Annotated in this window: 18 protein-coding genes; 8 read left to right on the top strand and 10 right to left on the bottom strand. The window is 62.4% G+C overall.

Translation table 11 applies throughout. The features are described from left to right. Positions 1-43: 43 nt before the first annotated feature. Both Tal182_RS16415 and trxB read right to left on the bottom strand, forming a co-directional pair. Positions 44-940 (bottom strand): LysR family transcriptional regulator VtlR, encoded by an 897-nt coding sequence (locus Tal182_RS16415; protein WP_064803999.1) that lies wholly within the window; start codon positions 938-940, stop codon positions 44-46. Positions 941-962: 22 nt separating this feature from the next. After that, on the bottom strand, positions 963-1,937 hold the full coding sequence (gene trxB, locus Tal182_RS16410; protein ID WP_064810917.1) for a thioredoxin-disulfide reductase: 975 nt from the start codon (positions 1,935-1,937) through the stop codon (positions 963-965). Between the two features lie 231 nt (positions 1,938-2,168). Here trxB and Tal182_RS16405 point away from each other — a divergent pair, with 231 nt between their 5' ends. Further along, positions 2,169-2,636: an Lrp/AsnC family transcriptional regulator gene (locus Tal182_RS16405; protein WP_009992419.1), complete on the top strand. Its 468-nt coding sequence runs from the start codon at positions 2,169-2,171 to the stop codon at positions 2,634-2,636. A 108-nt stretch (positions 2,637-2,744) separates the two neighbouring features. On the opposite strand, the gene Tal182_RS16400 is transcribed toward Tal182_RS16405, so the two are convergent. Together Tal182_RS16400 and Tal182_RS16395 are read right to left on the bottom strand one after the other, a co-directional pair. Next, entirely contained in the window at positions 2,745-4,091 is a 1,347-nt protein-coding gene (locus Tal182_RS16400) for a sigma-54 dependent transcriptional regulator (protein WP_085860114.1), read from the bottom strand. Positions 4,092-4,095: 4 nt separating this feature from the next. Continuing rightward, positions 4,096-5,970, bottom strand: coding sequence for a sensor histidine kinase (locus Tal182_RS16395; protein ID WP_085860113.1), 1,875 nt, complete (start codon positions 5,968-5,970; stop codon positions 4,096-4,098). Between the two features lie 225 nt (positions 5,971-6,195). Between Tal182_RS16395 and Tal182_RS16390 the strand changes: the two genes are divergently transcribed. After that, the gene (locus Tal182_RS16390; RefSeq protein ID WP_085860112.1) at positions 6,196-7,530 is read left to right on the top strand and encodes a dicarboxylate/amino acid:cation symporter; all 1,335 of its coding nucleotides are present in this window, start codon (positions 6,196-6,198) and stop codon (positions 7,528-7,530) included. A 212-nt stretch (positions 7,531-7,742) separates the two neighbouring features. Here Tal182_RS16390 and Tal182_RS16380 read toward each other — a convergent pair whose 3' ends face one another. After that, positions 7,743-8,801 (bottom strand): glycosyltransferase family 4 protein, encoded by a 1,059-nt coding sequence (locus tag Tal182_RS16380; RefSeq protein WP_085860110.1) that lies wholly within the window; start codon positions 8,799-8,801, stop codon positions 7,743-7,745. A gap of 26 nt (positions 8,802-8,827) precedes the next feature. Next, positions 8,828-9,304: a transcription elongation factor GreA gene (greA, locus tag Tal182_RS16375; protein ID WP_004672775.1), complete on the bottom strand. Its 477-nt coding sequence runs from the start codon at positions 9,302-9,304 to the stop codon at positions 8,828-8,830. Positions 9,305-9,570: 266 nt separating this feature from the next. Here greA and Tal182_RS16370 point away from each other — a divergent pair, with 266 nt between their 5' ends. Further along, positions 9,571-10,803, top strand: coding sequence for a putative DNA modification/repair radical SAM protein (locus tag Tal182_RS16370; protein ID WP_085860109.1), 1,233 nt, complete (start codon positions 9,571-9,573; stop codon positions 10,801-10,803). After that, positions 10,803-12,257: a UdgX family uracil-DNA binding protein gene (locus Tal182_RS16365; RefSeq protein ID WP_085860108.1), complete on the top strand. Its 1,455-nt coding sequence runs from the start codon at positions 10,803-10,805 to the stop codon at positions 12,255-12,257. The genes Tal182_RS16370 and Tal182_RS16365 overlap by 1 nt, the downstream gene beginning before the upstream one ends. Before the next feature lie 107 nt (positions 12,258-12,364). On the opposite strand, the gene carB is transcribed toward Tal182_RS16365, so the two are convergent. After that, entirely contained in the window at positions 12,365-15,853 is a 3,489-nt protein-coding gene (gene carB, locus Tal182_RS16360) for a carbamoyl-phosphate synthase large subunit (protein WP_085860107.1), read from the bottom strand. Between the two features lie 170 nt (positions 15,854-16,023). After that, complete coding sequence (locus Tal182_RS16355; protein WP_085860970.1) at positions 16,024-17,052, bottom strand: zinc-dependent alcohol dehydrogenase family protein; 1,029 nt, start codon at positions 17,050-17,052, stop codon at positions 16,024-16,026. 233 nt (positions 17,053-17,285) lie between these two features. Between Tal182_RS16355 and Tal182_RS16350 the strand changes: the two genes are divergently transcribed. Further along, on the top strand, positions 17,286-18,203 hold the full coding sequence (locus tag Tal182_RS16350) for a neutral zinc metallopeptidase (RefSeq protein WP_085860106.1): 918 nt from the start codon (positions 17,286-17,288) through the stop codon (positions 18,201-18,203). Between the two features lie 60 nt (positions 18,204-18,263). Here Tal182_RS16350 and Tal182_RS16345 read toward each other — a convergent pair whose 3' ends face one another. Further along, positions 18,264-19,256, bottom strand: coding sequence for an aldo/keto reductase (locus Tal182_RS16345; protein ID WP_085860105.1), 993 nt, complete (start codon positions 19,254-19,256; stop codon positions 18,264-18,266). A gap of 370 nt (positions 19,257-19,626) precedes the next feature. Here Tal182_RS16345 and Tal182_RS16335 point away from each other — a divergent pair, with 370 nt between their 5' ends. Then, positions 19,627-20,871 carry a TCR/Tet family MFS transporter gene (locus Tal182_RS16335; protein WP_064803975.1) on the top strand — a complete coding sequence of 415 codons (1,245 nt, stop codon included), beginning with the start codon at positions 19,627-19,629 and terminating at the stop codon, positions 20,869-20,871. A 145-nt stretch (positions 20,872-21,016) separates the two neighbouring features. Beyond that, positions 21,017-22,420, top strand: coding sequence for an MATE family efflux transporter (locus Tal182_RS16330; RefSeq protein WP_085860103.1), 1,404 nt, complete (start codon positions 21,017-21,019; stop codon positions 22,418-22,420). A gap of 16 nt (positions 22,421-22,436) precedes the next feature. On the opposite strand, the gene Tal182_RS16325 is transcribed toward Tal182_RS16330, so the two are convergent. Continuing rightward, the gene (locus tag Tal182_RS16325) at positions 22,437-22,757 is read right to left on the bottom strand and encodes an antibiotic biosynthesis monooxygenase (RefSeq protein ID WP_064803972.1); all 321 of its coding nucleotides are present in this window, start codon (positions 22,755-22,757) and stop codon (positions 22,437-22,439) included. A gap of 293 nt (positions 22,758-23,050) precedes the next feature. Between Tal182_RS16325 and Tal182_RS16320 the strand changes: the two genes are divergently transcribed. Then, a complete protein-coding gene (locus Tal182_RS16320) occupies positions 23,051-24,820 on the top strand; it encodes an adenylate/guanylate cyclase domain-containing protein (protein ID WP_085860102.1) in 1,770 nt (589 codons plus the stop codon). The last annotated feature ends 178 nt before the right edge of the window (positions 24,821-24,998 follow it).

Genomic DNA, 24,998 nt, shown 5'->3' with positions numbered 1-24,998 from the left:
ATGCGCACAATGCATAGTATGGAAATCATTCCATAAATCTGGCTTAAAAATTCCAGTTTCTGGCCTTGCTGACAATGAAATCACGGAAAGCCTTCAGCTTGGCGGCATTCTTGATTTCGTCGGGATAACAGAAATACGTGTCGAAAGACGGTACGTCGGCATTGATCGGCAGCTGAATAAGGCCGGGGTCGCGCCCGACGATATAATCCGGCAGGCAGGCGACACCGATGCCGAGCAGGCAGGCGCGCTTGATCGAGGTCTGGCTGTTGATCTGCAGATGCGGGATGCGCTTGTTGTCCGAGGAGCGGCCGGCGACCTCAAGCCAGTTGACGTCGAGCAGGTAACTCGGCGCCGGCTCGCCGAAGGTGATGATGTGGTGATTGTCGAGATCCTCGATCTTCTGCGGCTCGCCATGACGGTTGATATAGGAGGGCGCGGCATAAACGTGCATGTGCACGGTGAAGAGCTTGCGCTGGATGAGGTCGGACTGCTGCGGCTGACGCAGGCGGATTGCGCAGTCGGCATGGCGCATATTCACATCCACTTCCTCGTTGTCGAGGATCAGCTGGATCTGAACGTCGGGGTAGAGCTGTAGGAATTCCTGGATCTTGTCGGTCAGCCAGCCCTGGCCGAGACCGACCGTCGTCGTCACACGCAGCTTGCCGGACGGGGTTTCCGTCGTCTCGGTCAACTGCATCTTGACGGTTTCGAGCTTCAGCAGCACGTCATGGGCGGTGCGGTAGAGCAGTTCGCCCTGTTCGGTCAGGATCAGCCCGCGCGCGTGACGGTGAAACAGCTTGGTGCCGACATCCTGCTCGAGCGCGCTCACCTGGCGGCTGATGGCGGATTGGGACAGATGGAGTTTATCCGCCGCATGCGTGAACGAACCCGCCTCGGCAGCTGCGTGAAAAATACGCAGCTTGTCCCAATCCAGTGGCATTCCCCCGCCTCTCATGCCGGTCTTACTCCGCGGCCACGGCGACGGGCATGTGGCCCGTTAGATATCGCTCGGCCTCGAGCGCTGCCATGCAGCCCATGCCGGCGGCGGTGACGGCCTGCCGGAACGTGTCGTCGGTCACGTCGCCGGCGGCATAGACCCCCTCGAGGCTGGTCGCGGTCGAATCCGCCGCGGTCCAGAGATAGCCGTTGTCCTTCAGCTTCAGCTTGTCCTTGAAGAGTTCGGTTGCCGGTGCGTGGCCGATGGCAACGAAGACGCCGTCGATCGGCATTTCGGTGATCGTGCCGGTTCTGACGTCACGCAGGCGAGCGCCGGAGACGGACTGCGGCATCGGGGGCTTGGCCGCCGTGCCGGTGATTTCGGCCACTTCGGTGTTCCACAGCACCTTGACGTTTTCCCTCGCGAACAGGCGTTCCTGCAGGATTTTCTCGGCGCGGAAGGTGTCGCGGCGGTGGACGAGGGTGACCGACTTGGCGATGTTGGAGAGATAGAGCGCTTCTTCGACAGCGCTGTTGCCGCCGCCGACGACGATCACATCCTTGTTGCGATAGAAGAAGCCGTCGCAGGTGGCGCAGGCCGAAACACCGAAGCCCTGGAAATGCTGTTCGCTTTCGATGCCGAGCCACTTGGCCTTGGCGCCGGTGGCGATGATCAGCGTGTCTGCTGTCCAGACCTGGCCGCTGTCGGTGCGGGCGACGAAGGGACGCTGGTTCATGTCGACTTCGGTCACGAGGTCGCTGACGATCTCGGCGCCGACATGTTTTGCCTGCTGCAGCATCTGGTCCATCAGCCAGGGACCCTGGATCGGATCGGCAAAGCCCGGATAGTTCTCGACATCGGTGGTGATCATCAGCTGGCCGCCCTGTTCGAGGCCGGCGATCAGAACCGGCTTCAGCATGGCGCGCGCGGCGTAGACCGCGGCAGTATAGCCGGCGGGTCCGGAACCGATGATGAGCACCTTGGTGTGGCGGGCGGGCATGTCATTTCCTTTCGACTGGCAGGAGGGCGGCGGCTAAAGAGCGATTGAGGCCGTTTCGCGGTCCATGCGCCATTTATGAACGACCAATGCTATTATTCAAGGGCAGCCTTGCATTACCAACAAGGCAAATCGCCCTGCTGTGCAAGAATCCGTCATCGGCTTGAAACTTTCTTGCGTATTCCGCTGCTTTATATAGAAGCTCGCCGCGGAGAATTAAAGAAAGGCCACGGCGTGGGTCGCACGGAACTCGACGTCATCGACATAAAGATCCTCCGGGAGCTGCAGGCTGACGGCCGCATGACCAATGTGGAGCTCGCCGACCGGGTCGGTATCTCGGCGCCGCCCTGTCTGCGCCGGGTGCGCAAGCTCGAGGAAGCCGGTATCATCGAAGGCTACCACGCGATGCTGAACAGCCCGAAGCTCGGCTTCGATCTGGTTGCTTTCTGTATGGTCGGCCTCAAACACCAGTCGGAAGGCAACCTCAAGGCGTTTGCCGCCGCCACCACCGAGTGGCCGCTGGTGCGCCAGGCCTGGATGGTTTCGGGTGACAGCGATTTCCTGCTGCATTGTGTGGCGGAGAACCTCACCCACTTCCAGGATTTCGTCATCGAGGTGCTGACGGCGAACGAACATGTCGATACCGTGCGCACCATGCTGACGATCCGGCAGGTGAAGAAGCTAGGGCTGGTCGAAGTCTGAAGCGGCTAAAGCGCGTCGCGATCTTTCAAATTCGCTCGTTGTACTTTAGATTTTGTTTTTACGCATGTCGTTGCCGCAAAACCGCTGCACACTTTTGCGCGACATGCGTTATTTGCGCGAGGCATAGCCGCCTCGGTTGATGCCGTGGCGCTGCAGCTTGTCGTAGAACGTCTTTCTCGGAATGCCGAGCGCTTCGATGGTACGGCGCACGTCGCCGTCATTCGCCGAAAGCGCGTCGCGGATGATCTCTGCCTCGTAGCGTTCCAGCCGTTCGGGCAGCGTGCCGCCCGTCGGTTGCGGGGGAACGAGCGTCGCTCCGCCGCCTTCCACACCCAGCACCACCCGTTCGGCATAGTGGGAGAGCTCGCGGACATTGCCCGGCCATGCATGGGTGGCGAGATGTCGGCGGACATTCTCTGAAAGCTGCGGGACATCGCGGCGGAAGCGCTCGGCCGCACGGGCGGCGAAATGGGAAAACAGCAGCGGAATATCGTCGCGGCGCTCCCTCAGCGGCGGAATGGAAATCGTCACGACATTCAGCCGGTAATAGAGATCCTCGCGAAAATCGCCGCGCACCTCGGGATCGCCAAGGTCGATTTTGGCGGCCGCGACGACGCGCAGATCGACCGGGCGCACCTCGTTGGTGCCGAGCGGGGTGATTTCGCGCATCTCCAACACCCGCAGCATCTTGACCTGCGTGGCGACAGGCATGCTCTCGATCTCGTCGAGGAAAAGCGTGCCGCCACTTGCATGTTCGATGCGGCCGGTGCGGCGCTTCTGGGCGCCGGTAAAGGCGCCGGCTTCGTGGCCGAACAGCTCGCTTTCGATGACGGTTTCGGGCAGCGCCCCGCAGTTCAGCGCCACGAAATTGCCGTTTCGGCGATGGCTCCACTGATGCAGGATCTGGGCCACCACTTCCTTGCCGCTGCCGGTTTCGCCGGCGACCAGCACGTCGACATCGGTATCGGCGATGTGGCGAAGGATCTTTCTGAGATTGTCCATGACCGGCGTCTGGCCGATCAGCGGCAAGGTCTCCTGCGCATCGTCGGCAGCCTTGCGCAGCATGCGGTTTTCCAGAACGAGCCGACGTTTTTCGCTGGCGCGGCGCACGCTCTGGACGAGCCTGTCGGCGGGGAAGGGTTTGGCGATGAAATCATAGGCGCCATCCTGAATGGCCTGGACGGCCATCGGAATATCGCCGTGGCCGGTCATCAATATCACCGGCAAGTCGGGATCCATACCCTTGAGCGTCGCGAACAGTTGCAGCCCGTCGATCTCGGGCATGCGGATATCGGTGACGACCGGGCCGGCAAAATCGGCCGGCAGCTCGTCCAGCGCCGCTTTGGCGCCGTCATAGGCGGAAACGGAGAAGCCGGCGAGTTCCAGCGTCTGGGCGGTGGCGCGGCGCAGATCGCCGTCATCGTCGATCAAAGCAACGGGTATGCCCATGTCCATGATCTCAAGCCTTTCTCAGATGAACGATGAAGCGGCTTCCCTCGCCATCGCTCTCAACTTCCATCCGGCCGCCGTAATCGCCGACGATATCCTTGGAGATGACAAGCCCCAGGCCGAGACCTTTTTCCTTCGAGGTGTTGAACGGCGTGAACAGGCCCTTGCGGATTTCAGGCGAAATGCCGGGGCCGTTGTCGACGACCGTCAGCGTCACCGTCTCCGCATCGACCGACGTCCTGACCTCGACGCGCCCCTCTTCGCCCTTCGGAGCCACGGCTTCCAGCGCATTCTGAAGCAGGTTGATAAGCACCTGCTCGAGACGGATCCTGCTGCCCATGACCTGCAGCTCGGCCGGCGGCAGCTCGATGTCGAGCGTATCCATGCGGCCGGCAAAGCGGCTGCGCAACAGCATCACCGCCCCTTCGATGACGTCCTTCAAGCCTGTCGGCTCGGCACTGCCGCGGCCCTTGCGGGCGAAGGTCTTCAGTTCCTCGGTGATCGAGCCGATGCGCTCCGTCAGCGCCGCGATGTTCTGAAGATTTTCGCCGGCAGGCGCGGTCTGGCCGCGCTCGAGGAAGGTGCGGGCATTGTCGGCATAGGCGCGGATGGTCGCCACCGGCTGGTTGATCTCGTGGGCGACGCCGGCAGCGACCTGGCCGAGGATCGCCAGGCGGTTGGCCTGCACCAGATCCTGCTGCACCGCCTGCAGTTTCTGCTCCGTATTCCTGTGGCCTGTGATTTCTGCCTGTAGCCGGTCCCGCGCCTGGCTGAGATCCAATGTCCGCTCGGCCACCCGCCGTTCAAGCTCCTCGCGCGCCTGCTGCTCCCTGAATATCCGCAAAGTGACGGCCTGACGGCGGCGCAGCAGGAGGGCTCCGCCTGACAGCAGCGGCAACAGCGTCAGCAAAGTCAGCATGCGAGCCTCGCGAATGCCGGCATCGACGGCCGGCCCGAGCGCCACCAGATGCTGCAACAGCCAGCGCGTCTCAGGGACCGGCGTACCGACATCGAGAAACCTGGTCTTTCCGGCGCCGCCCGGCATGACGATCTCGACGACATCGAGCCTGTCGCCGAGGTGCCGGACAGTATCGAGCGGCAGCGGCTGCAGCGGTGCATCGCCGAATTGCAGGCTTTCGCGGATCGCCGTCAGCCGGTCCTCCGCAATCCGGCCGATCGTCATGAACCGCCATGAGGGAACGCTTGTTATGAGGACGATGCCGCGTTCGTCGACGACGTAGGAGGGGGCCTCGGTGGCGTTCCAGTCGGCTTCAACGTCGTCGAATTCCAGCTTGACGACGACGACGCCGAGGAGGCCGTTGCTGCCCAAGATTCTCTGGGAAATATAGAGGCCGGGTTTCTTGCTGACGGTGCCGAGCGCGAAATGCTCGGCCTGTCCGTTTGCCATCGCAGCCTGAAAATATTCGCGGAAACGATAATCGTTACCGACGAAACTCGTCGGTTCGCGCCAGTTGCTGGCCGAAACCGCCATGCCGTGCTTGTCGATAACATAGATGACGGCGGCCTTCGTGCCTGCCGCCAGCGTTTCCAGCTTCTGGCTGAGCCGCTCGAACGTGCCGGCATTGTTTTCCGCCAGCGCGGCTGCGAGCGCGGTGTCCTGCGAGAGCACGAAGGGAAGCGCCCGGTATTTTTCCAGCACGGTGCGCAGCAGCGCCGCGTTCAGCCTCGCATCCGTGCGAGCCTGCTCTTCGAGGGCGGCCTCTGCCTGCTGCCGGCCGAACTCGCCGCTTGCCCACAGGCTCGCGATCACCGAGAGAAGTGCGATCGCCGCATAGGCCCGCCACATCCGGCGGATGCGACGATGTAGCGGCAGCGAAGGCCACAGCTTTTGCGAGACGGACAAGGACATGTTGGATTTGTGCATCTTTCTGCACGAGATGCAAATGGGTTTGTGCGGATTTCCGCATTTCTTAACGGGCGAGCGGCGGCCATGAATTTTTTTATGTTTGCTAAATCAGCCAGTTAATTCGCCAGTCCAAAACTGGCACGGCGCTTGCGAAAGAGATGGCAACAACGGCTGAGCTGTTGGATTGAAGCGAACGGCTCGGGAGGCCGGAGTTCGTTCCGGGCGAGCCCTTAGGAGGATATCATGATCGCAGCACCATTTGATGCAGTTGCAGACAGCAAGGGCAAGAAGCCTTTTTATACCCATCTTTACGTTCAGGTTCTCGCCGCCATCGCCGCGGGTATCCTTCTCGGCCATTTCTACCCCGAGCTCGGCACGCAGCTGAAGCCGCTCGGCGATGCCTTCATCAAGCTCGTGAAGATGGTCATTGCGCCCGTCATCTTCCTGACGGTGGCAACCGGCATTGCCGGCATGAGCGACCTGAAGAAGGTCGGCCGCGTCGCCGGCAAGGCGATGTTGTACTTCCTGACCTTCTCGACCTTGGCGCTCGTCATCGGCATGGTCATCGCCAATCTCATTCAGCCCGGCGCCGGTATGAATATCGATCCGGCTTCGCTTGACCCGAAGGCCGTCGCCACCTTTGCCGAAAAGGCGCATGAGCAGAGCATCGTCGGCTTCCTCACGAACATCATCCCGACAACAATTGTCGGCGCCTTTGCCGATGGCGACATACTGCAGGTATTGTTCTTCTCGGTGCTCTTCGGCATTGCGCTCGCAATGGTCGGCGAAAAGGGCGAGCCGGTCATCAACATCCTGAATGCGCTGACGGCTCCGATCTTCAAGCTGGTCGCCATCCTGATGAAGGCTGCCCCGATCGGCGCCTTCGGCGCCATGGCCTTCACCATCGGCAAGTACGGCATCGGATCGATCGCCAATCTCGCCATGTTGATCGGCACCTTCTACGTCACCTCGCTGCTCTTCGTTCTCGTCGTTCTCGGCGCCGTCGCTCGCTACAACGGCTTCTCGATCCTGGCGCTGCTGCGTTACATCAAGGAAGAGCTGCTGCTGGTTCTTGGCACCTCGTCTTCCGAGGCCGCACTTCCCGGCCTGATGAACAAGATGGAAAAGGCCGGCTGCAAGCGCTCGGTCGTCGGCCTCGTCATCCCGACAGGCTATTCCTTCAATCTCGACGGCACCAATATCTACATGACGCTGGCCGCACTCTTCATTGCCCAGGCAACAGGCATTCAGCTCTCGTGGGGTGATCAGATCCTGCTGCTGCTCGTGGCGATGCTGAGCTCGAAGGGGGCTGCGGGCATCACCGGCGCTGGCTTCATCACGCTTGCCGCCACACTCTCCGTCGTGCCCTCCGTGCCGGTCGCCGGCATGGCGCTGATCCTCGGCATCGACCGCTTCATGTCGGAATGCCGGGCGCTGACCAACCTCGTCGGCAATGCGGTCGCGACGATCGTCGTGGCCCGTTGGGAAAACGAGCTGGATACAGCGCAGCTCGCTAGAGCGCTGGGCGGTCAGGCGGAAGAGGGCGCTCCGGCCGGCGGACTTCAGCCGGCGGAATAATAACAGGCCGACCTGTTCGTCATTCTGAATATTTGCAGCGGCCCGTCATCCGACGGGCCGTTCGCTTGTCGATAGATTCTCTACGCGACGTCACCCTCGGCCTTGTGCCGAGGATCTGCTGCCCTATCGACCCGAGGCAGATGCTCGGGACAAGCCCGAGCATGACGGAGGAGGGGTGGCCGTCCTTTTCAAGAGGCCGCTTCTCGCTCTGCTCAGCCGCGATTGCCGCCGAGAAGGCGATCGTAGACTGCGCCGATCGCGTTTGCTTCCTTCTCCAGCGCGAAATTCGCCCGGACATGACGCAACGCATTCTCGCCATGCGCGATCGCCAGCGCCGGATCTGCGATATAGGGCGCGATTGCCCGCGTCAGCGCCTCACCATCGCCGGCGGCCACCACGGAGCCGGTCTCGCCTTCGGCGATGAGTTCGGCATAGGCGCCCGCATCCGATGCCACCACGGCGGTCCGTGACGCCATGGCTTCGAGCGGCGTCAGGCCGAAGCCTTCGTTGCGGGAAGGGGCGACGTAAAGCGTCAGGCGGCGATACCAGACCTTGATGTCAGGCACTTCGCCGAGGAAAAGGATACGGTCGGCGAGGCCGGCGGCGGCGACATCGGCCTTGAGCTTTTCGCCAAAGCCCACGTGCTCCGCCGTCACGCGGCCGGAGACGACGGCCGTCCATTCGGGGTGCTGTGGCAAGAGTTCGATCATCGCCTGGACGAAGAGATCGGTGCCTTTCTGATGGCGCACGCGGCCGAAGCAGCCGACGAGATAACGGCCGGGCAGGCCGGTCGCAGCAATGCCGTCCTCGGCCGTTTCCGGCGGATGGAAGAGAGAAAGGTCGACGCCATGCTGGATGACGGTGTGGGGCACCGCGAGGAAGGAGCCGGACCGGTCGCTGGTTGCGATCACTGCGTCCATGCGGCGGATCAGCCATTTCGTATAGGCGGTGTGACGGCGTTGCGCGGCCGAGGTGAAGAGCAGCTTCAGCGGCATGCGCAGGACATGGCGAAGCAGGATGCCAACGGCCATCTCATTGTTGCGGCGGGCGTGCCAGACGCGGTGACGTCGCCTGGCCGGCAGGCGCCAGAGCCCGAAAAGCTGCGCCCATCTCAGTTTCGCCAGCCCGTCCGGCAGGCCGGGGCCAAGCGTTGCTATGCGCATGCCAAGCCGGATCTGGCATGGGATGAGCTGAACGATGGTCGACGTGACGCCGGAGAGCCGGCGCTTGAAATTGGGCGCAATGATCTCGACGTCACGCATATCAGGCAAGGATGGATCTCATGTCTGGCGGGCGATCAGCCCCAGGAAACCTGGAGGATTTCGTAGGCCTTGGAGCCGCCGGGTGCGTTAACCTCGATGGAATCGCCGACTTCCTTGCCGATCAGCGCGCGGGCGATCGGTGAGGAGATGGAGATGCGGCCGGCCTTGACGTCGGCTTCCTGGTCGCCGACGATCTGGTAGGTCTTTTCTTCCTCGGTGTCCTCGTCGACGAGCTTCACCTTGGCACCGAACTTGATCTTATCGCCGGACATCTTGGTGAGATCGATGACCTCGGCGCGCGCCGTCAGATCTTCAAGCTCGGTGATGCGACCCTCATTGTGGCTCTGGGCTTCCTTGGCGGCATGATATTCGGCATTTTCGGAAAGGTCGCCATGGGCACGGGCTTCGGCGATCGCCTCGATGATTCGGGGACGCTCTTCTTGCTGACGCCAGCGCAGTTCTTCCTGCAGCTTGACGAAACCACCCTGTGTCATCGGTACCTTATCAACCATTTTTCTGTCCTTCACTCCTTGTGGCCGCCCGTCTTGCCTCAGCACAGTCAGGCACACACAAAAGAAAACAGGTCCCGAAGGGAACTTCGGAACCGTGCCACAATCCTAGTCGCGTGCTTATAGCAGATCGCCACGGCCGATTTCCAGAAAATTCGCATAAATAAAACGCAACCCGCTGATCCATCGGGTGAAGTGCCCCAAAACGGGGCAGAGGCGGCGGCGGCGGGATTTGACTTTAGGCCATGGAACATATAGAGAACATTCTAATGAAGAAGTCGCTAACCGAACGCTTGGCCATCCTGTCAGATGCCGCGAAATACGATGCTTCCTGTGCCTCCAGCGGCACTGTGAACCGCGATTCGAGCACAAGCGGCGGACTGGGTTCGACAGAGGGTTCCGGCATCTGTCATGCCTATGCTCCGGATGGGCGGTGCATTTCGCTTCTGAAGATCCTGCTCACCAATTTCTGCATCTACGACTGCGCCTATTGCGTCAATCGCTCCTCCAGCAATGTCGAGCGGGCGCGCTTCACGGCGAAGGAGGTTGTCTGGCTGACGCTGGAATTCTACCGCCGCAACTATATCGAAGGCCTGTTCCTGTCGTCCGGCATCATCCGCTCTTCCGATTACACGATGGAGGAGATGGTCCGTATCGTCCGCGAGCTGCGTGTAACGCATCATTTCCGCGGCTATATCCATCTCAAAGCAATCCCGGCGGCATCGCCGCGTCTGATCGAGGAGGCGGGGCTTCATGCCGACAGGCTGTCGCTCAATATCGAGCTGCCGACCGACAGCGGCATCACCCGCTTCGCACCGGAAAAGAAGCCGGCCAATATCCGGCGATCGATGGCGGATCTCAGGCTGAAGATTGAAGCGGCCGGCGAACCGACGCTTAAGACCGGGAAACGCCAGCGTTTCGTCCCGGCCGGCCAGAGCACGCAGATGATCGTCGGGGCGGATGGGGCGAACGACGCGACCATCCTTGCGAGCAGCGGCCGGCTCTACAGCAGCTATGGCCTGCGGCGTGTCTATTATTCGGCCTTCAGCCCGATCCCCGATGCTTCGAAGAACCTGCCGCTGATCAAGCCGCCGCTGATGCGCGAGCATCGGCTTTACCAAGCCGACTGGCTCTATCGGTTCTACGGTTTCGGCATCGACGAGATCACCGCAAACCAGGCGGACGGCATGCTCGATCTCAATCTCGATCCGAAACTTGCCTGGGCGCTTGCTAACCGGGCTGAATTTCCCGTCGACATCAACAAAGCCGAGCGCGAGCGGTTATTGCGCGTGCCCGGTCTCGGCACCAAGACGGTGAAGGCCATCGTTTCGGCGCGCCGTTTTCGCCGGCTCCGGCTCGACGATCTCTTGCGGCTCGGAGTTTCGATCAAGAAGGTCCAAGCCTTCATCTCAGCGGAAGGCTGGTCGCCCCGCCGGCTGATCGACCGCCCGGACCTGCGCGCCATGTTCGAGCCGCAGCCTGAACAATTGTCGTTGCTGTGATGCGCCGGGTCGTGCTTGCGGGACGGGGAGAGCTTGGCGAATGGCGCGATGCCGCACGAGCCCTGGCGGCCGCCGGCATCTTGCCCGAGGAGATCGACTGGCGCGAAAAAAGCACCGAGGCCGATCTTTCGTTTCAACGTGACGCCATGCCGCCGGAGCCTGCGACATCACGCAAGCCGATGACGGTGCCGCCCGCCTTCATCGAGCTTGCGGAGACGGTTCTCTGCCATTCCGATCCGGCGCGGTTTTCGCTGCTTTACCATCTGCTCTGGCGGCTGCAGCTGGACCGGCAGCTGCTTGAGGTGACCTCCGACGAGGATGTCGTGCGTGCCAGGCTGATGGCGAAAAACGTGCATCGCGACGCGCACAAGATGACGGCCTTCGTCCGCTTCAAGGAGGTTGGCGCGGTTTCCGTAGGGCGGCGAAAATTCATCGCCTGGTTCGAGCCAGACCACCATATCGTGAGGCGGACGGCGCCCTTCTTCCAACGACGTTTCACCGATATGGACTGGCTGATCGCCACGCCCAAGGGGTCGGCCGCCTGGGACGGCGAGCGGCTGACGATCAGCGACGAACCTTGCGAGAAGCCCAGTCTTACCGACGTAACCGATGAGCTCTGGCGCACCTATTATGCCAACATCTTCAATCCGGCGCGATTGAAACTGAAGGCGATGCAGGCGGAGATGCCGAAGAAATACTGGAAGAACCTGCCGGAGGCCGATCTCATTCCCGGCTTGATTGCGTCGGCTGAGAGCAAGGTGCGGGAGATGGCGGCAAGGGAGGCAACACAACCTTTGCCTTTTCACGACCGGCTGCAGCAGGCTTCGCGCAATCTTCCCGCCGAGCCCGAGGCTGCCGCGGGCACGCTGGAAGCACTGCGCGCGGAGGCGGCCGTCTGCACGCGCTGTCCGCTTCACGCCAATGCGACGCAGACGGTGTTCGGGGAGGGGCCGCGCGATGCGGATGTGATGTTCGTCGGCGAGCAGCCGGGCGATCAGGAGGATATTGCAGGACGCCCGTTCGTCGGACCGGCGGGCAGGCTTTTCGATCAGGTGATTGCGGAGGCGGGCATCGACCGATCGATGCTCTACGTCACCAATGCGGTCAAGCATTTCAAATATGAGCCGCGCGGCAAGCGGCGCATCCACCAGCAGGCCACTATGGGCGAGGTGCAGCATTGCCGCTGGTGGCTCGATCTGGAATTGGCGCTCGTCAAGCCGAAGCTGATCGTCGCCATGGGGGCGACGGCACTTGCGGCGCTGACCGATGTGAAAGGCCGCTTGCAGGATGTCAGAGGAAGGGCGATGGCGATCGAAGGAGGGCGCACGCTCTTCGTGACGGTGCATCCGTCGTATCTGCTGCGCATTCCCGACGAGCGGCTGAAGGCGGAGGAACTGGCGCGATTTCGTCAGGATATGATGGAAATTCAGGCGCTTATGAAAGCAGCTGCATAAGTTGATTCTGGTTGAGCTCAGCGTCAGCGCTCAAGGAGCGCCGACGCTGTTCCAGTTCTATTCCGGACGCAAAACCGCGGCGCGGTTTTGCTGGAATTGCTCTGATCTCAGGCGAAGTAGCTCTGCAACGGCCGCACTTCGAGGTTGCCGGCCTTCAGCGCCTTGATCGCCTGGGCGGCGGCTTCGGCGCCGGCCATCGTCGTGTAATAGGGCACCTTCTGCATCAGCGTCGCGCGGCGCAGCGACTTGGAGTCCGAGATCGCCTTATTGCCGTCGGTGGTGTTGATGACGAGCTGGACCTGACGGTTGCGGATCGCGTCCTCGATGTGCGGACGGCCTTCCAGAACCTTGTTGATCTTGGTGGCGGTGATGCCGTTTTCCCCGAGGAAGCGGGCGGTGCCGCCGGTTGCCAGCACCTTGAAGCCTTCTTCGACGAGGATGCGGATTGCCGGTAGCACGCGCGCCTTGTCCTCATCGCGCACGGAGACGAAGACCGTTCCGTCACGCGGCAGTTCGACGCCGGCGCCGAGCTGCGACTTGGCGAAGGCCAGGGCAAAATCGGTGTCGAGGCCGATCACTTCGCCGGTCGAGCGCATTTCCGGGCCGAGCAGCGTGTCGACGCCGGGGAAGCGGGCGAAGGGGAAGACGGCTTCCTTGACGGCGATGTGGGTGAGCTTGCGCGGATCGGGCTTCTGCCCATAGGCGGCGAAGGTCGCATCGAGCTTCTCGCCGGCCATGACGCGGGCGGCGATCTTGGCGATCGGCGCGCCGATGGTCTTGGCGACGAAGGGCACGGTGCGCGAGGCGCGCGGATTGACCTCGAGCACGTAGACGGTGCCGTCCTTGATGGCGAACTGGACGTTCATCAAGCCGCCGACATTGAGCGCCTTGGCCATGGCTTTCGCCTGGCGCTCCAGCTCGTCGAGCAGTTCGACCGGCAGCGAGCGCGGCGGCAGCGAGCAGGCCGAGTCACCGGAATGGATGCCGGCTTCCTCGATGTGCTCCATGATGCCGGCGACATAGACGTCGGTGCCATCCGAGAGGCAGTCGACATCGACTTCGATGGCGTGAGTCAGGTAGCTGTCGAAGAGCAGCGGGTTTTTGCCGAGCAGGGTGTTGATCTGGCCTGTTTTGTCGTTGGGATAACGCTGCTTGATGTCTTCGGGCACCAGTTCCGGAACCGTGTCGAGCAGGTAGGTCTGCAACTGGCCTTCCGAATGCAGGATCTGCATGGCACGGCCGCCGAGGACGTAGGACGGGCGCACGACCAGCGGGAAGCCGATTTCGGCTGCGACCAGACGTGCCTGCTCGACCGAATAGGCGATGCCATTGTTCGGCTGGTTGAGGTCGAGCTTCATCAGCAGCTTCTGGAAGCGGTCGCGGTCTTCGGCGAGATCGATCGCATCGGGCGCGGTGCCGAGGATCGGGATGCCGTTCTTTTCCAGCGCTTCGGCAAGCTTTAGCGGCGTCTGGCCGCCGAACTGGACGATGACGCCGACGACTTCGCCCTTTTCCTGCTCGGCGCGCAGGATCTCAATCACGTCTTCCGCCGTCAGCGGTTCGAAATAGAGGCGGTCCGACGTGTCGTAGTCGGTCGAGACGGTTTCCGGGTTGCAGTTGATCATGATCGCTTCATAGCCCGCATCCTTCAGCGCGAAAGCGGCATGGCAGCAGCAATAGTCGAACTCGATGCCCTGGCCGATGCGGTTCGGGCCGCCGCCGAGGATGACGACCTTCTTGCGGTCGGAGACCTGCGCCTCCGAGCGGGCGGCGCCGACGAAGGGCGTCTCGTAGGTCGAATACATATAGGCCGTCGGCGAAGCGAATTCGGCCGCGCAGGTATCGATGCGCTTGAAAACCGGGCGGACGTTGAGGCCGTTGCGCAGTTCGGCGACTTCCTTCGGGCGCTTGCCGGTCAGGGTCGCCAGACGCGCATCGGAGAAGCCCATGGCTTTCAGCATGCGCAGGTTGTCGGCATCGCCGGGCAGGCCGTGCTCGCGGATGCGGGCCTCCATGTCGACGATGTTCTTGAGCTCGGCGATGAACCAGGGATCGATCTTGCAGCCTTCATGCACCTCTTCGATGCTGAGACCCTGACGCAGCGCCTGGGCGACCATGCGCAGGCGGTCCGGCGTCGGCGTGCCGATGGCGGCGCGGATGGCGTTCTGGCTGGATTCGCCTTCCTCGAAATCGGGGATCTCGATTTCGTCGAGGCCGGTGAGGCCGGTTTCGAGGCCGCGCAGCGCCTTCTGCAGCGATTCGGCGAAGGTGCGGCCGATCGCCATGACTTCGCCGACCGACTTCATCGCGGTGGTCAGCACCGGCGAGGCGCCGGGGAATTTCTCGAAGGCGAAACGCGGGATCTTGGTGACGACATAGTCGATCGACGGCTCGAAGGAGGCGGGCGTGGCGCCGCCGGTGATGTCGTTTTCGAGTTCGTCGAGGGTATAGCCGATGGCGAGCTTGGCGGCGATCTTGGCGATCGGGAAGCCGGTGGCCTTGGACGCCAGCGCCGAGGAGCGCGAGACGCGCGGGTTCATTTCGATGACGACGAGGCGGCCGTCCTTCGGATTGACGGCGAACTGGACGTTCGAGCCGCCGGTCTCGACGCCGATCTCGCGCAGCACCGCGATCGAGGCGTTGCGCATGATCTGGTATTCCTTGTCGGTCAGCGTCAGCGCCGGGGCGACGGTGATGGAATCGCCGGTATGAACGCCCATCGGATCGATGTTCTCGATCGAGCAGATGATGATGCAATTGTCCGCCTTGTCGCGGACGACCTCCATCTCATACTCCTTCCAGCCGAGCACGGATTCTTCGATCAGCACTTCGGTGGTCGGCGAGGCATCGAGGCCGCCGCCGACGATCTCGAAGAATTCCGAGCGGTTATAGGCGATGCCGCCGCCGGTGCCGCCGAGCGTGAAGGAGGGGCGGATGATGGCGGGCAGTCCAACATGGTCGAGCGCCTGGGCGGCGACCGCCATGGCGTGGTTCAGGTAGCGCTGCTTGCGGTCGCTCTCGCCGAGGTTCCACTGGTTCTCCAGTTCGTCCAGCGCCTTGTCAAGGTCGGGACCGGAGAGGCTTTCGCGCAGCTTGCTGCGCTCGGCCTCATGCGTCTTGCGGTCGAGATCCTTGATGTCGGTGGCGTTCGCCAGCATCGAGCGCGGCGTTTCCAGGCCGATGCGGGCCATAGCCTCGCGGAACAGCGCGCGGTCTTCGGCCATGTCGATGGCGGCCGGCTTGGCGCCGATCATCTCGACATTGTAGCGGTCGAGCACGCCCATGCGCTTCAGAGAGAGGGCGGTGTTCAGAGCCGTCTGGCCGCCCATGGTCGGCAGCAGCGCGTCCGGGCGCTCCTTGGCGATGATCTTGGCGACGACCTCCGGGGTGATCGGCTCGACATAGGTGGCGTCTGCCAGCCCGGGGTCGGTCATGATGGTCGCCGGGTTGGAGTTGACGAGGATGACGCGGTAGCCTTCCTCCTTCAGCGCCTTGCAGGCCTGGGTGCCGGAATAGTCGAATTCGCAAGCCTGGCCAATGACGATCGGTCCCGCGCCGATGATGAGGATCGATTTGATGTCTTGGCGCTTCGGCATGGGCGATATCCATTTTCTGGCTGCGCAGAAAACCGGCCAGGGTGGGAGATCACCGGGTCGGTTGCGCATGCTGGGTCTTTTCAGGCTAGAAGCGGCTTATAGGCAAATGTATTTGCAAACGGAACCCCATAAATCACGGAATCGACAGGAATCCGAACCGGCGCGAACGGCTATTCCCATCCGGGGATGACGAGCGCCCGGATTTCGCCGCCGCGCGCCGGATTGATGATTGCGTCCGGGGCTTCTGCGAGCCCGATCCTGCGGGAGATCAACGGCTCGACCTTGATCCTGCCGGTGGCAATCAGATCGGCGGCGCGGCCATGGGTGAAAGGGTTGACGAAGGAGCTTATCAGCCGGACTTCGCGAAACAGCAAGTCAAAGGGCTCGATCTCGATCTTTGCCCCCTGCGGCATGACGCCGAGAATGACGGCGCTGCCGCCGCGGCGGGCAAGCCGCGGCGCCTGCTGCATGGTGTCAGTGACGCCGGCGCATTCGAAGACGACGTCGGCGCCGCCGGGCAGCAGTCCGTCCGCGTCGGTGAGACGGGCAATGATATCGCCGTCGCCCGGATCCGCTGTTGCCGTGGCGCCGAGGCTTTCGGCCAGCCGGCGTTTTCCAGCGCTCCGCGTCACCAGCACGACGCGAGTCGCGCCGGCGAGCGTGGCCAGCTGGAGGGTGAGCAGACCGATCACGCCGCCGCCGAGCACGATGACTGAGGCGCCGGCGTGCAATCCGGCGAGATCGACGCCGTGAATGCAGCAGGCGAGCGGCTCGCAGAAGGCGCCGTGGAGCGGGTCAAGATCGGCCGGCAGCGCGAAGGCCTGGCTTTGCGGCATGCAGACATAATCCGCGAAGCCGCCGTCGCGGTGAATGCCGATCGCCCGGAGGTTCCGGCAGAGATTAACACGGCCGCGCCGACATTCCTCGCAGCTGCCGCAGGAAATGTTCGGATCGCCGGTCACGCGCATGCCGGGGCGGAAATCGGTCACACCCGGTCCGACCGTCTCGACGATGCCGGCGAATTCATGGCCGAGCGTCACCGGCGGCTTCGACGGAAATTCGCCGTGGAAGATATGGCGGTCGGTGCCGCAGATGCCACAGGCCTCGATTCGGACGAGCAGTTCACCCGGGCCTGGCACCGGCTTTTCGACTTCGCAAAGCTGCAACTGTCCTGTCGCTTGCAGACGCACCGCCTTCATCGTCATCTCCTCCCGCATTCTCCTCTTCTATCAGGAAGAGCGAAAGCAGGAGTCGCGTCAAGTGGTTGACGCATCTTCTTTACGTGGAGATGCATGTCGAGGCATGGCTGCGGCAGACCTAGCGAGCCTTTCAACCGCCTTTTTGCATGCGGATGAAGCCGCTGGAATTCCTCCCGCCGGCGGTTATATAAATTCCTTAAGTGCAAGCACGGGCATTGCCGGGGAGAACGAAAATGGAATGGAGAGGCCGGCGTCAGTCCGACAATATCGAAGATCGTCGCGGCGAGCCCACAGGCGGTGGTTTCGGCCGCGGCGGCGGTTTCAGCTTTCCCTCCGGCGGCGGCGTCCGCCGCGCCGGCGGCGGCTTGAGCATCGGCACGATCATCTTCCTCGTCGTCATCTATTTCATCTTCAAGATGATGGGTGTGGATCTGCTGCAGGTGCTCGAAACCGGCGGCATGTCGAGTGGACCCGGCTATGAGCAAAGCGAATCCGGTGCTCGGACGCCCGCCAATGACGAAATGACCGCCTTCGTGCGTACCGTCCTTGCCGAGACCGAGGATACTTGGCACGGCATCTTCCAGGCACAGGGCCGAGATTACGAGGAGCCTCGCCTCGTGCTCTTCTCCGACCAGACGCAGTCGGCCTGCGGCTTCGCCTCTGCCGCGACCGGTCCTTTCTATTGCCCTGGGGATCACAAGGTCTATCTCGACACGGCCTTCTTCCAGGAGCTGTTCGATCGCTTCGGCGCATCGGGCGATTTTGCCGAAGCCTATGTCGTTGCCCATGAGGTCGGCCATCACGTGCAGAACCTGCTCGGCATCCTGCCGAAGTTCAACCAGGCCCGTCAGCGCATGAGCGAGGAAGAGGCCAACAAGATGTCGGTGCGTGTCGAGCTGCAGGCCGATTGCTTCGCCGGCATCTGGGGCAAATATACCGATCAGAAGGGCATCCTGGAGGCCGGTGACCTCGAGGAAGCGCTGAACGCCGCCCAGCAGATCGGCGACGATACGCTGCAGAAGCGCTCGCAGGGTTACGTGGTTCCCGAGAGCTTCAACCACGGCACCTCGGCGCAGCGCGTCAGGTGGTTCAAGCGCGGGTTCGACAGCGGACAGCTAACGGCGTGTGATACGTTTTCGGGGCCGGTTTGAGTTTCCAGCGTCCCTGCTACACGGCAGGACGTTTGAGCCCTTTTGACTTAACACCTAACCTCACTTCTCACTATCCATGTGCTGGAGCATTTGCTCCGGATAGCGCCCGCCGGCCGCTGCGTCTTTCGGCACGGCGCGTTCGATCGCGGCGAAATCCTCCGGTGACAGGTCGACGGCGCGTGAACCGAGGGCCTCGGTCAGCCGGTCGCGGCGGCGGGCGCCGATGAGGGGGACGATATCCTTGCCCTTGGCGGCGACCCAGGCGATGGCGATCTGGGCGACGGAGACACTTTTTGCCTGGGCGATCTCGCGCAGCTTTTCCACCAGCGCGAGATTCTGATCGATATTGCCTTCCTGAAAGCGCGGGCTGTCGGTGCGGAAGTCGCCGGCGGCCGCCTGGCCCTTCTGCCAATGGCCGCTGATCAGGCCACGCGAGAGCACGCCGTAAGCGGTGATCGAGATGCCGAGTTCACGTGTCGTCGGCAGGATCTTCTCTTCGATGCCGCGCGAGATCAGCGAATATTCGATCTGAAGGTCGACGATCGGGGCGGTGGCGGCGGCGCGGCGGATCGTGTCGGCGCCGACTTCCGACAGACCGATATGTCTGACGTAGCCTGATTTGACCAGATCGGCGATGGTGCCGACGGTGTCCTCGATCGGCACATTCGGATCCAGGCGGGCAGGGCGGTAGATGTCGATATAGTCGACGCCGAGGCGCTGCAGCGTGTAGGCGAGGAAGTTCTTCACAGCCGCCGGGCGGGCATCGATGCCGCTCCATCCGCCTGCAGGATCGCGCAGCGCGCCGAACTTGACGCTGATGACGGCATCTTCGCGCCTGCGGCCCTTCAATGCCTCGCCGATCAGCATTTCATTGTGGCCCATGCCGTAGAAATCGCCGGTGTCGAGCAGGTTGATGCCGGCATCGAGCGCGGCATGGATTGTCGCAATGCTCTCGGCGCGGTCGGCGGGACCATACATGCCCGACATGCCCATGCAGCCGAGGCCGATGGCCGAGACATCGGGTCCGGTCTGTCCTAAACGATAGATCTGCATCGTCTTCTCCTTTATTGCGCCGTGCGGCGTGATCGGGCATCCGCGCCGAGCGCCGCTGTCGAGGCTGTTCTACCGTCTTCGCATCCGGGCGATAATCGGACGAAGTGGAACAGGCTGTGCGGGGAAATGCACAATGAGTGTTCTGTTTGGATTGATCTGGATGCCTTTGTGGCGATTGCAAGGGAGTTTATCGCTGGGATCCGCCGGAAAGACGGCGCGCGTCTACCGGTTGAGGCCCTGACGATTTTCCCGTACAAACTCCTGAGATGCTTCCAGATGTTCACGGATTGTTTCAGTTTCTTTTCTGAGCTATGTCACTTTCCGGCGACGGAGATCGTCTTTTCAGAAACAGCCGCTGTAGAGATGCCTCATGCTTGATCCGAAATTCGTTCGCCGCGGCCTTTTCCTGGTCTTCGTCATCCTCTTCCTCGACATTATCGGCATCGCCATCATCATGCCGGTGCTGCCCGCCTATCTGGAGCAACTGACCGGCGGCAGCGTCAGCGATGCTGCGATCGACGGCGGCTGGCTGATGCTCGTCTATGCCGGCATGCAGTTCCTGTTCGCGCCGCTGCTCGGAAACCTGTCCGACCGTTTCGGCCGCCGGCCGATCCTCCTGCTTTCGGTGCTGACCTTCGCGATCGACAATTTCATCTGCGGCATTGCCACCAGTTTCTGGATGCTGTTCGTCGGCCGTGTGCTTGCCGGCATCAGCGGCGGCAGCTTCGCCACCTGCTCGGCCTATATCGCCGATATCAGCACGGAGGAGAACCGCGCCAAGAACTTCGGATTGATCGGCATCGCCTTCGGCGTCGGCTTCACCATCGGCCCCGTCATCGGCGGCTTCCTCGGGGAATTCGGCCCGCGCGTGCCCTTCCTCGGCGCTGCTGCTTTGTCGCTTCTCAATTTTGTCGCCGCCTGCTTTCTGCTGCCGGAAACGCTGGAGGCGAAGAACCGCCGTCGCTTCGAGTGGAAACGCGCCAATCCGCTCGGCGCGTTGCGCCAGATGCGCCATTACCCTGGCATCGGCGGGGTCAGCCTCGTCATGTTCCTGTTTTTCCTGGCGCATGCCGTCTATCCCTCGGTCTGGTCCTTCGTCTCCACCTACCGCTACGGCTGGAGCGAGGGGCAGATCGGCCTGTCGCTCGGCATTTACGGCATCGGCGCCGCGCTCGTCATGGGGCTGGTCCTGCCGCGCGTCGTGCCTCTGCTCGGCGAATGGAAGACCGCGCTTCTCGGTCTCTGCTTCTCCGCTGCGGGGCTGACCGGCTATGCCTTCGCCTGGGAGGGCTGGGTGGTTTATGTCGTCATCGTGGCAACCGTCATCGAAAACGTCGCCGATCCGGCGCTGCGCAGTATTGCCGCCGGCAAGGTGCCGCCTTCGGCGCAGGGCGAGCTGCAGGGCGCGCTGACCAGCCTCAGCAGCATCACCACCATTGTCGGGCCGCTGATCTTCACGCAGATGTTCGGCTACTTCACGCGGCCTGAGGCGCCCGTCACCTTTGCCGGTGCGCCTTATCTCACGGCTGCCGTGCTCATCGTTCTGGCCGCCGGGGTGTTTCTTACGAGGGTTCGAGCCCGGGAGCCGGCCGAGGCGCTGGAAGGCGTGGGCTGAACCGATCAGAAATGGTGATGGTATGATGAATTTTTCATCATCTGCCTGTTTTGGGGTAGTTCTTTGCGAGGCTTTGATTTAAGCCCGAGTGATATTTTTGCGCCCACTACGCGGCGTTGCAGATCTCAATCACAGGACTGGTGTCATGGACACGCCGATCGACGCGCGCAGCCTTGCGCCGACAAACGATAATCGTTGGGGCGCGCATTTCCGTGCAACACTGGCGCTCGGCATTCCGCTGATCGGCGCGCAGCTCGCTCAGCTCGGCATCAATACCACCGACGTGATGATCGTCGGGCGCCTCGGCGCCGAGCATCTGGCGGCAATGGTGCTGTCGGCTCAATTCCTCTTCACCATCCTCATCTTCGGTTCGGGTTTCGCCATCGCCGTCATTCCGATGGTGGCGCAGGCCTATGGCCGCGGCGACGTCGTCTCTGTGCGCCGATCGCTGCGCATGGGTCTGTGGGTGGTGATTGGATATTGGGCCGTCATGCAGCCCGCCTTCTTCAATTCCGAGCAAATCCTGCTCTTCGCGCAGCAGAAGCCGGAGGTAGCCAAGCTCGCCCATGGCTATATCATGATCGGTCAATTCGGCGTGCTGCCGGCACTGCTCTTCAACGTGATGCGCGCGCTGGTCAGCGCCATCGGCAAGGCAGGCATCATCCTCAACGTCACCATCGTCACGCTGGTGATGAACGCGTTCTTCGCCTATGCCCTCGTGCTCGGCCATTTCGGCTTTCCGGCGATGGGGCTCGAGGGTGCGGCGATCGTGTCGGTCGTGGTGCAGACGGCTGGTTTCCTCTTCATCCTTGCCTTCGTGCAGAGGCGGGAGGAGACGCGCCGCTACGAGATCTTCGTGCGGTTCTGGAAGCCCGACTGGCATGCGCTGCTGGAAGTCATCCGGCTCGGTTTCCCGATCAGCGTCACCATCCTTGCCGAGGTCAGCCTGTTCACGGTGGCCTCGCTGCTGATGGGCTATATCGGCACCATCGAACTTGCCGCCCACGGCATCGCCCTGCAATGGGCATCGATCGCCTTCATGATCCCGCTCGGCCTCAGCCAGGCGGCGACGGTGCGCGTGGGCGTCGCGCACGGGCAGGGCGATTATGACGGGCTGGTGCGAGCTTCCATGATGGTGTTCATCCTCGGCTGCGCCATTTCGGCGGTGGGCTCGGTGCTCTTTGCCACCATGCCGCAATTCCTCGGCAGCTGGTTCCTCGACGTCAGTTCGCCCGAGGCGCCCGAGGTGCTCGCCTATGCCGGGCCGCTGATCGTCGTTGCTGGGCTTTTCCAACTGGTCGATGGGCTGCAGGTGATCGCCAACGGATTGCTGCGCGGCCTGAAGGACGCGCGCGTGCCGATGATCATGGCGCTGATCGCTTACTGGCCGATTGGCTTCTTCCTGGCCTGGGCCTTCGCCTTTCCGCTGGGTCTGGGCGGCATCGGCATCTGGTTCGGCTTCCTCGTCGGGCTGGCGGCGGCGGCCGCCATGCTCTGCGGACGGTTCTATCTTCTCGTTCGCCGGGAGGGCGCGATCGCCGGCGTCTGAGCCGGCGTCCTTGCCCTCAGCCCGCGACAGGCTTGTAACTGCCGATATCGGCTCGAATGCCGAGACGCAAGAACATTTCCTGCGGATCGAAATTTGCGGCCTTATGGGCGTCCGTCACGGCTGCCCGCGCACGCTCAACGACCTCGGTATTTTTCCATTCGGCGATCGTGACGAAATTGAATTCGCCGGGACCTGCGACCTGCTCCAGCACCCGGTGATCGATGAAACCCTCCTGTGCCTCCAGCAGCTTGTGGGTCATCATCACTTTGACAAGAAATTCCTCACGCGCCGCCGCCGGCACGATGAACTTGTCGACACGATAGAAAGCTCCGCTCATCTATATCTCCTGCATCGGATCTGCAGGCAGTTCTGTAATTCCTCAAGCATGGTTGAGGTCAATAGTGAAAGGGGAGGAGCCGGTCGAATGTCCATTGCTTTCCTGTTTCGGGGACATTCTCGAAGCTTGATGCAACGGTGCGCCAGAAGCGGTCGCTGGCTCGACAGCATTGCGTGGGTGCGTCCATGAGCCATTGGACAAGTCGATCTCAACCAAGATCGCTCTAAGCCGCGGCTAGAAGTTCTTTCTTGCCCTCTGTCTCCCTGCTATCCTGGAAGTGAGGAGACCGCGCCATGAGCGAGAACCGAAAGCTGGCTGCAATCCTGGCCGCAGACGTGGTCGGGTACAGCCGGCTTGCCGGCGCCGACGAGGACCGCACCCTGGCGAGGTTACGGGCACTACGTAGCGATCTCATCGATCCGACGATCGCCGTGCATCATGGCCGGGTGGTGAAGCGCACCGGCGATGGTGCGCTGGTCGAGTTCCGCAGCGTGGTGGACGCCGTGCGCTGTGCCATTGAGGTGCAGAACGGTATGGTGGAGCGCAATGACGGCGTGCCGCAGGACCGTCGCATCGAGTTCCGGATCGGTATCCATTTGGGCGACGTCGTCGAGGAAAGTGATGGCGATCTGATGGGCGACGGCGTCAACATCGCCTCGCGATTGGAGGGCGTCGCCGCGGCGGGCGCGATCTGCCTATCCGAGGATGCCTATCGCCAGGTCAAGGCGAGGCTCGACCTCTCGGTCAGCGATCTCGGTAACACGCAACTCAAGAATATCGCCGAACCGATCCGGGTCTATTCGCTGCAAGTCGGCAGCGCCGGGACCAAGGCAGCCGCGCCCTCGCAAACCGCCACGAGCCAGCCGGCGGCTGCAACGTCGCCGAAGCTGTCGATCGCCGTCCTGCCCTTCGCCAACATGAGCGGCGACGCCGAACAGGACTACTTCGCCGACGGCATCTCGGAAGACATCATCACGGCGCTATCGAAGTTGTCGCAGCTCTTCGTCATCGCCCGCAATTCGTCGTTTACCTTCAAGGGCAAGAACGTACAGGTGCAGGAGGTGGGCACGAAGCTCGGCGTGCGGTATGTTCTTGAGGGCAGCGTGCGCAAATCGGGGAACAGGGTACGCATCACCGCGCAGCTCATCGACGCGACCACCGGCGGGCACATTTGGGCGGAGCGGTTCGATCGCGACCTGACCGACATATTCGCGGTTCAGGACGATGTAACGCAGAAAATCGTCGATGCGCTGGCGGTCAGTCTGACAGAGGGCGATCGAAAAAGGCTGGTGCCCGGGCAGACCGGGCGCCCTGAGGCGTATGACTGCTTCCTGCGCGGCCGGGAGCTGTGGCACCGCCTGACGAAACAAACGAACCGCGACGCCCGCGAGCTTTTGCAACGCGCCGTCGACCTGGACCCGAACTTCGCCTCGGCGCACGCCTTTCTCGCCCTTACCCACGGGCTCGACTACCTGAACCGGTGGAGCGCGTCGCCGCAGCGCTCGATCGAGCACGCCGAAGAGGCTGCGACGCTGGCGGTAGCGCGGGATGATAATGATCCAGTTGCACATTGGGCGCTGAGCTTGGTCAAGCTTTATTCGCGACAGCACGATAGAGCCATCAGCGAGGCCGAGCGTGCGATAGTCCTCAATCCGAACTTCGCCGAAGGGCGGGTCAGCCTCGGCGAGGCACTCATCTATTCAGGCAGAGCCGAGGAGGCACTCGCCTGTTTCGATCAGGTAAGGGTCCTGAATCCGTACTTTCCGGATGTCGTTCTCCACTTTCAGGCTTTGGCTCTGTTTCAACTGGGAAGGTTCCGAGAGGCCGTCGAGCTGTTGCTGCAGCGCGTGAGCCGCAACCCCGTTACCGATGTCTCTCGCGCGCTTCTCGCCGCGTGTTACGGGCACCTCGGCCGTTTCGAAGAGGCCCGCGCGACGTGGCAAGAAGTGCTGCGGGTCAATCCCGACTACTCCCTGGAATACCGTCGCAAAGTCTTGCCCTTCAAGAACCCCGCCGATTTCGAGCTTGTCGTGGAGGGGCTACACAAGGCCGGTGTCGTATAATGACGGATGATTAATGTCCGATCTTGAACCGTTGCCGCCGTTTGCACGGAGCTGAGTAACAGCCAGTGCCGGCGCAACCACGACTCCCCAGCGTAATCGCCGGCAAGGTCTGCTTTGAGAAAGCTGCGAAGTCGCCCTCCACTTGCGAACGCAAAGCAGCCCTGTTCTTCGGCAACGA

Origin of the sequence: Rhizobium sp. TAL182 (assembly GCF_002117725.1) — a bacterium.
GTDB lineage: Bacteria > Pseudomonadota > Alphaproteobacteria > Rhizobiales > Rhizobiaceae > Rhizobium > Rhizobium esperanzae.
Note: the sequence above shows the minus strand (reverse complement) of the source record. Positions and strands in the feature narration are given on the sequence as shown.